Source organism: uncultured Maritalea sp. (assembly GCF_937139385.1).
Classification (GTDB): domain Bacteria; phylum Pseudomonadota; class Alphaproteobacteria; order Rhizobiales; family Devosiaceae; genus Maritalea; species Maritalea porphyrae_A.
On sequence record NZ_CAKZPW010000410.1, the window covers coordinates 1 to 7,494 of the forward strand.

The 7,494-nt window shown below is 49.2% G+C and carries 10 protein-coding genes and 1 other RNA gene; 4 read left to right on the plus strand and 7 right to left on the minus strand.

Features of this window, described 5'->3' with window-relative positions; genetic code table 11:
• Positions 1-156: 156 nt before the first annotated feature.
• From hflK to Q0231_RS16210, 6 genes are all read right to left on the minus strand, one after another.
• Positions 157-1,227, minus strand: coding sequence for an FtsH protease activity modulator HflK (gene hflK, locus Q0231_RS16185; protein WP_269393764.1), 1,071 nt, complete (start codon positions 1,225-1,227; stop codon positions 157-159).
• A gap of 77 nt (positions 1,228-1,304) precedes the next feature.
• Positions 1,305-1,814, minus strand: a complete 510-nt coding sequence (locus Q0231_RS16190; RefSeq protein WP_269393763.1) for a dihydrofolate reductase — start codon at positions 1,812-1,814, stop codon at positions 1,305-1,307.
• On the minus strand, positions 1,807-2,136 hold the full coding sequence (locus tag Q0231_RS16195) for a phosphoribosyl-ATP pyrophosphohydrolase (RefSeq protein WP_269393762.1): 330 nt from the start codon (positions 2,134-2,136) through the stop codon (positions 1,807-1,809). Before Q0231_RS16195 ends, Q0231_RS16190 begins: the two co-directional genes overlap by 8 nt.
• Positions 2,133-2,927: a thymidylate synthase gene (locus tag Q0231_RS16200; protein ID WP_269393761.1), complete on the minus strand. Its 795-nt coding sequence runs from the start codon at positions 2,925-2,927 to the stop codon at positions 2,133-2,135. Before Q0231_RS16200 ends, Q0231_RS16195 begins: the two co-directional genes overlap by 4 nt.
• Before the next feature lie 53 nt (positions 2,928-2,980).
• Positions 2,981-3,460 (minus strand): YHS domain-containing (seleno)protein, encoded by a 480-nt coding sequence (locus Q0231_RS16205; protein ID WP_299349233.1) that lies wholly within the window; start codon positions 3,458-3,460, stop codon positions 2,981-2,983.
• Positions 3,461-3,597: 137 nt separating this feature from the next.
• Entirely contained in the window at positions 3,598-3,915 is a 318-nt protein-coding gene (locus Q0231_RS16210) for a DUF2853 family protein (RefSeq protein ID WP_269393759.1), read from the minus strand.
• 109 nt (positions 3,916-4,024) lie between these two features.
• Between Q0231_RS16210 and ssrA the strand changes: the two genes are divergently transcribed.
• The 3 genes from ssrA to Q0231_RS16225 all read left to right on the plus strand — a co-directional run bounded on the left by ssrA (position 4,025) and on the right by Q0231_RS16225 (position 5,212).
• Positions 4,025-4,382, plus strand: a transfer-messenger RNA (tmRNA) gene (gene ssrA, locus Q0231_RS16215).
• A gap of 107 nt (positions 4,383-4,489) precedes the next feature.
• A complete protein-coding gene (locus Q0231_RS16220; RefSeq protein ID WP_299349236.1) occupies positions 4,490-4,993 on the plus strand; it encodes an SspB family protein in 504 nt (167 codons plus the stop codon).
• Positions 4,994-5,002: 9 nt separating this feature from the next.
• Entirely contained in the window at positions 5,003-5,212 is a 210-nt protein-coding gene (locus Q0231_RS16225) for a ribbon-helix-helix domain-containing protein (RefSeq protein WP_299349238.1), read from the plus strand.
• Here Q0231_RS16225 and Q0231_RS16230 read toward each other — a convergent pair.
• Positions 5,209-7,125, minus strand: a complete 1,917-nt coding sequence (locus Q0231_RS16230; RefSeq protein WP_299349241.1) for an AsmA-like C-terminal region-containing protein — start codon at positions 7,123-7,125, stop codon at positions 5,209-5,211. The genes Q0231_RS16225 and Q0231_RS16230 overlap by 4 nt on opposite strands.
• A gap of 69 nt (positions 7,126-7,194) precedes the next feature.
• On the opposite strand from Q0231_RS16230, the gene Q0231_RS16235 reads away from it, so the two are divergent.
• Positions 7,195-7,494, plus strand: a 300-nt coding sequence (locus tag Q0231_RS16235; protein ID WP_299349244.1) for a GNAT family N-acetyltransferase, incomplete at its 3' end; no start/stop codon positions are given.

Here is a 7,494-nt window from a genome sequence, read left to right on the forward strand (position 1 = left end):
TGAAATTTAGGCCCGGCTCTTTTTCAACCCGAACGATTTCACCAAAGCGCAATACAATTGCTTGCTGGCGTTCAGTCAACACAAAGATTGACGACATGAACACATAGAAACCAGCAACAATGATTACGGCGAGAATTGCTAAACGATTATTCATGATTAGTTCCCCGCATTCGAGTTAGAGCGCGCATTGATTTCTGGCAGCGGCAGGTATGGGACAACACCTGAACCAGCACCGCTTTCAATGATCACTTTTTCTGAACTGCCGAGCACAGTTTCCATTGTTTCAAGGAACAAACGCTTGCGCGTCACTTCAGGAGCTTTTGCATATTCGTTATAAACCGAAACGAACCGAGCAGCTTCACCTTCAGCTTGCTTAACGATTTGATCTTTATAAGCTGCAGCTTCTTCACGAAGTTGCGCCGCTTGACCGCGTGCCTGGCCCAAACGAGTGTTTGAATATTGGCGCGCTTCTTCTTGGAAACGATCTTCATCCTGTTCAGCACGTTGAACTTCGTCAAATGCATCAGCCACTTCAGTCGGGGGCGCCGCGTCTTCGATTGAAACACGAATAACGTTGATGCCAGTACCATAGCTATCAAGAATGGTTTGCGTGATCGTGCTTACTTCCAAAGCGATTTCCGCACGTTTGTCGCGGAACACGTCTTGTGCAGGCCGACGACCAACCACTTCACGCATCGCGCTTTCAGAAGCGGCCCGAAGCGTACCTTCTGGGTCTTGCACATTGAAAAGATAATCAGACGGATCACCAACGCGCCATAGAACGGAGAAGGCAACATCAACGATGTTTTGATCGCCAGTCAGCATCAAGCCTTCAGCGCTTTGCGAAGACCGAATGCCACGCACCGAACCAATACGAGTTTGGTTTTGCGTTGTATTGACCTTTTCAACCGTCTCAATTGGCCAGAAATGGAAGTGAAGACCTGATTGGGAAAATTCAGCCTTTGGCTTACCGAAAAGCAACTCAACGCCAACTTCTTGCGCTTCAACTGTGTAAACAGCCTGAGAGAACCAGACACCGATCAAAACAACAATAATGCCCAGAATGCCCCATCGGCCACCCGGCACACCACCTTTGAATTGATCGCGCCCTTGCGAAAGAATATCCTCAAGCTTTGGAGGCCCATTAGGACGTCGAGGTCCACCACCACCGCCACCGCCGGGAGATTGGCCCCACGGGCCGCCATTATTATTTTCGTTCCAAGGCATTGGAAACCCTTCGATTAATTTAAACTGTAGTTGTTATATAGGAAAACCGCGCGTTTGGATCAATGTGAACGCGAATTTTATCTTTTTTCGTAAACCGAAATCTCATATTGAGCCGTATCTTTTTCGTGCGGCTCAACTTTGGGCTTTTCAACACAGGCCCAACCATCGTCAATTTGAGGAAAAACAACATCTCCCTCAGGCTCAGCATCAATATGCGTTATATATAGTCGGTCCGCAATCGGCATGGCCAATTTATAAATCTCGCCGCCCCCGATCACCATCACTTCATCTACGCCATCAGCAACAGCAATAGCTTTTGCATGTTCAATTGCTGCATCAAAATCATTGATCACAATGACCCCGTCCGGCTGATAACCCGTTTGACGCGTAACGAGAATATTGGTTCGGCCGGGCAAAGGCTTACCCACGGTCTCAAACTGTTTGCGGCCCATCACCATGGGCTTTCCCATGGTTTGCGCTTTAAAGAATTTGAAATCTGACGGCAAATACCACGGCATTGAGCCATTTGCACCAATAACGTGATTTTTGGGCACTGCAGCAATCAGCGAAATTTTAGGTTCAATCATGGTCATTCTTGTCCAAATACACGAACCATTTTTCGCGTAACTCTTTTTCTAAATCGATATTGTTGTTTTGGGCAAAAAGCAGCAGGTGAGCCAATACATCCGCACATTCGGCCCCCAGATCATCCCTAATTTGGGGGATAGTTTTGCCCTTGGTTCGCCCGCGTCCTGTCAGCCGCAAATATTCAGCGTTTAGTTCGCCAACCTCTTCAACCAATTTCAGCGCATACCAATCGTCGTCGCGCCGGATATCACAGCGCTTCGCATATCTATCGCTGACCAATGCCACCTTTTTTGACAGCGCATCGATGGGAACCCCGCTCATACGGCAATCGGCGCTTTGATCGAAGGATGCGCTTCATATCCATCAAAAGAGAAATCCTCGAACTGGAAATCAAAAATCGATGTGCGTTCCTTGTTCATCAAAAGCGTTGGCAACGGTTTTGGCGAACGGCTAAGCTGCAGCCGCGCTTGTTCAAAATGATTGTGATAAATATGCGCATCGCCAAACGTGTGCACAAATTCGCCAACTTCAAGCCCTGTCACCTGTGCCACCATGTGGGTGAGCAACGCATAAGAAGCGATATTAAATGGCACACCCAAAAAGATGTCCGCTGATCGTTGATAAAGTTGGCAGGACAATTTGCCATCCGCCACAAAGAATTGAAACAAACAATGGCACGGCGGCAGGGCCATATGTTCTATTTCGGCCGGGTTCCACGCGCTTACAATGTGCCGACGTGAATTTGGATTTTCTTTGATCCCCTCGATCAGCCGTTCAATCTGATCAATGGTTTCCCCATCACCAGCCGGCCAAGACCGCCATTGCGATCCGTAAACAGGACCAAGATCACCGTTCTCGTCTGCCCACTCATCCCAAATGCGAACGCCATTTTCTTTGAGATAGGCAATGTTTGTTTCGCCCATCAAAAACCACAACAGCTCGTGAATAATCGACTTGAGGTGAAGCTTTTTGGTGGTGAGCAGCGGAAAACCTTTTTGCAGGTCAAACCGCATTTGATAGCCAAACACGCCGCGCGTGCCCGTGCCCGTGCGATCGCCCCGATCAACACCATTTTCCAAAACGTGACTGAGTAAATTCAAATAGGTCTGCATGAAAGCGACATTAGATGATTCTCAAACCACCGTTGAGTCTTTCCATGATCGACCTACCACTCCGTGACATTTGGCCAAGTCTCAAGCAATTTGGGAAAATTCGTATTCGCCTTTTCAATATGTCCCGGAATATCTTGCTGCCAAATGGACCGCACAGATTTGGAGAAATTGAGGTAAAGCTTGCCCTCATAGATTGTCCAGGCTTCAGGATCGCCCTTTGCCAACGCCCCTTTAGAAGCAGCATATGCACAATAGCCACCATATTGCGGTGCATATTGGCTTGGCGCTGCAAGAAATGCATCAAGATTCTCTTGGCTCGCAAAGCGCCACTCGGCATTCTCGTAGTTGGTCACAAAAGCGCCATCGCCCGGCTTTGCCTCCCCTGCCGAAAAATAAGCAACCGCATCATATCCGCCAATGGCAACACCAGGAAGCAGGCCGGTAAAAAACTTTTCGGCAGAAAACGCTTGGTTTGAGAACAAAATCAAACTGGTTGCCGCAACAGCAGTTGAAATAAAAGCACGTCGATCCATTGACCAATCTCCTATGTCGATCTTCCCCATATTAGCAGGACAAGAACAGCAGTGATCTCAACTGTGCATCACAAATCCGCGAAGAAAAACGGCGCCCTCAGGGCGCCGCGCAATTGCTTTTGTTCGCAAAACGTTTTTTACGAGAATACGGACAATTTGCCTGCTTTTTTGGCGCACAGATAGTAAAACGTCAGACGTTCTTTCATACGATCTGCTTTCATATCCTCAACAACTTCAGCAATAATGGCGTCAAGTTTGTCGTCGCTATCTTTCATGCCGAGTTTCTTTTTCAAGAAATTCTCGCGCACTGTTTTCAACTCTTTCTCATCACTCGCTGCAACAAATGCACTGTCGCGCTTGCTCAGCACCAGACGATACGTCTTAGCCATTTTGTCCACAATTGCCGCATCGGCCTTTGCATCATATTTCTGAATTTCTTCCAAGTGCTTGCTCATCGCCACACTACTCCCTCAAATTTGCCGCCAATGGCCAGATTTATATGGCCCCACCACCCAGACGATTCCACAACAAAATCGGCAAGTAAAGTCATTTAGATGCAAGCTGTGGATTGCATTTTTAGGAATCGCGCCTATATTGAAGGTGCTGGAAACAGCTACGGCGATAAATCGCGATCGTAATAAACCATTCGGACCCGGGGGCGGTACCCGGCGCCTCCACCAAAACATCTGATGCTCTGCTAAAGCACGGATTTTGGGGGCGAAATAGGATCGACGAGGGTGTAAAGGGTTTGCTTTCGCTCGGCATGGTACCACCGCATCGGGCCATTATGATAGTTGCAAATGACAACTTCGCTGAGGCACGTTTGGCTGCGTAATGCGGTTCGACACCTCGAATTGAAGCCCTATACTCCTAGCAGGGTATAGGCGGGGTTCGCAGGTACCTGGCAACAGAAACCTGCACTCAATATTTACTGCATCCCCAGTTTCAGGTACCTATCCGCTTGCAATTGCAACAAATTTAGGGCTGATATGGTCTTGAATTGGATTCGATAAAAAATAGGGAAAAGCGATGTCCGAAGACCTCATTCGCTACGACGTTTTAGCACAAGAAGCACTGCGCGGCGTGGTCCGCAAAGTTCTTACTGAGGTTGGAAAAACCGGGCTCCCCGGCGAACATCACTTCTTCATCTCATTTGTTACAACGGCACCAGGTGTTCGCATTTCAGAAAAATTGCTTAAGCAATATGAAAATGAAATGACCATTGTTTTGCAGAATCAATATTGGGATCTCAAAATCAACGACACCGGTTTTGAAGTTGGATTGTCGTTTGACGGACAGCCTGAATTGCTTGTGGTTCCCTATTCTGCGATTAAAGGCTTCTTTGATCCTTCTGTACAATTTGGCTTACAATTTGACGTTATGGATGAAAATGGTGACGTCACCGCCCCTATCGAAGAAGCTGATGATAGCGACGACGAAGACGACGTGGATCAAGCCAAAGCAAAATCTGGCGATGATGACGACGAAACAGAAAACGTCGTTAGCCTCGATTCGTTCCGCAAAAAGCCTTAGATCATCAAGATGAAAAAGCGATCTCTAACAATTGCAGGGCATCGCACAAGCGTTGCCCTTGAGCAAGAGTTTTGGGATGAAATTGATGCGCTAGCAAAAGTGCAATCGCTAACCCTTTCCCAATTGATCGAGCAAATTGATCAAAACCGTGACACCGAAAATCTTGCCTCTGCTTTGCGTCTAGCCGTGCTCAGATCGCTCAAGCGCCAACAAAACTAATTCCCACCTTCAATAAGATCTATAGGCAGTTGCTGATCTGTAGCGCTTGGGTCAAACGGCGCATTGGGATCAAACAATGCGTCAAGATCAAGCAAGGGCAATGGCTGGTCATCTGGGTTGATGGGCGGAACTTCAACGATACTTGAGTTCGTGTCTTGTTGGATAGCGGCTTCCGCCGCTGCTTTGGCTGCGGCCTCGGCTTTTTTCTTCTGCCGTTCAGCTTCAAGTGCAGCCGCTTTTGCGGCCTCTTCTTTTGCCAATTGCGCAGCTTGTTCTGCCATCCGACGCTGTTGCTCTTCCGCTTGTGCCAGCGCCCTCGCTTCTTGCTCAGCTCTTAGTTTTTCAAGCCGCTCAACTTCCAATTCGAAGGCCTTTACCTGAATTGAATCAACCATTTGTTGAATATCAATTTTATAGATAGGTGCATCTAAGGTACCAGAAATCAAAGCGTCCACCCGCCCGGTGGTTTCATCCAATACTGAGCCATCGCCAATATTTTGGGTTGGGGTAAGCGACCAGCCACTCTCAAGCCCTAAATCCACCAATGCTAAACTCACATCACCAAACAAGCGTGTGCGCTCATCTTCCATTGCCACATTGGAGATCAGCACTTTGCCCGCCGCAAGACTGAAAATACCCTCAAATCCGTTTGACAAATAGGGCGCCCCCTCAAGATCCGCCAAAACCTGCGCCTCAAGCTGTTCAGCCTCTAGTTCAAGCACATTTTCGACCGCATTGATTTTTTCAAAAATCTTGGGATCAAAATTTTCAATTGCGACATCCATGACGGTAAAGCTACCTTCGCCGCCCAACTTCGCCACAACACTGGCAAAATCCTCACCAGCGCCTGAGAACTGAGCGCTACCAGACAGTTGGCCCGACACACGATGCGAAACTGCTGCTGGGAAAATATCGTCCAGCGAAACCCCATCTACTGCAAATCGGCCAGAAACTTGCTTTTGTGCAACCCCGCCATGACAACAAAGAGAAATATCCGCAGTGATTTCCCCCTGGCCACGCGCACCAACAAGGTTGCGAATGCGGTTCTCTGCATTCGTCCAAGAAACATCAAATCCGGCTTCTGTAAGCAACACGCCACCGTTGATCATCAACAATGGTGTTTCAACGTGCAATCGCCCTCTTGTATTCCGGGCATCACCATTTACGCTGAAGGGGCCATCGGGCCAAATTTGCTGCCCGGTTTTCAAGGTCGATGCATTGCCCCCAAGGAATGCGGCAAATGCTTCCACGTCTAGGCGGCCAATGTTTAAATCACCCGTGATCACTTTGACATCGCCAAGTTGGCGCAGCTGCATGGCGCCAGCCACGTCTTCATCACCAGCGCGCAATTGGATGTCTTGCAACTCAATATCGTCAGCGCCAACAAATTTCAAAGTGGCTTTGCCGTTTACAGTTGGAACTTGAAAACTCTCCAGCCCCACCCACGCCGCAAAACCTTCGGTGTCGCTTAATTTCGTTCGAAGTTCACCCGTACCGCGCAACCGATCCAAATCACTCACGATCAGCGATCCTTGATAACCCAGCGCCTCTTCAGCGCTTGAATAGAGGGCGGTCAGTTGTACACTGTTGAAAACTGTTCCTTTGTATTCAACTTCCAACTTGGCGGGAAGCTGATCGTCAAAAGAAGCGCTCTCAATGCCCAATTGCGAGAAAAGCGAGTTCGCAGAAGGAGCATTTATCTCAAATGAGCCAATTGTTGGCGACGTAAATGCGCCGGTTAATCCCGCGCTAAGCGCCACATCAGCATTCATGCTCAACTCGCCTGCACTGCTGGTCAAAATCAGTTTTTGCTCATTCGCACTGCCCGGCTCGGTCAATTCAAAGTCAAATCGGGCGGGACGGTTTGCAGAAAAGATACGCTCGATAGAGGGATGTAACTTAGGTAGCGGCAAGACGCTCCAGAGGGCGCCAATGTCGGCCTGTGGCTGAAAATCCGTGCGCAATGCGCCACTTAAGCGCGGTTGGTTGAGCGGCTGCGTAAGGCGGGCGCGATTGCTGGCGAGATGGTTTTGCCCGCGGGCGGCGCTTTGGCTGGGTATTATGCGCTGTCATACATGGTCGCCCCGAAAGGCTGGCTTTGCTTGGCGCCTGTTGCGGTCGCGCCCGATTGGCAGGCGCGCGGGCTTGGCAAGCGAATGATGGGACAACTGGCGGCATGGGCCGAGGCGACGCGCGCCGAGATCGTGGTGCTGGGGCGGGCCGATCTTTATGAGAGCGTTGGATTTTCGCGCGCCAAAGCGGCGCGATTTGAGACGCCCTAT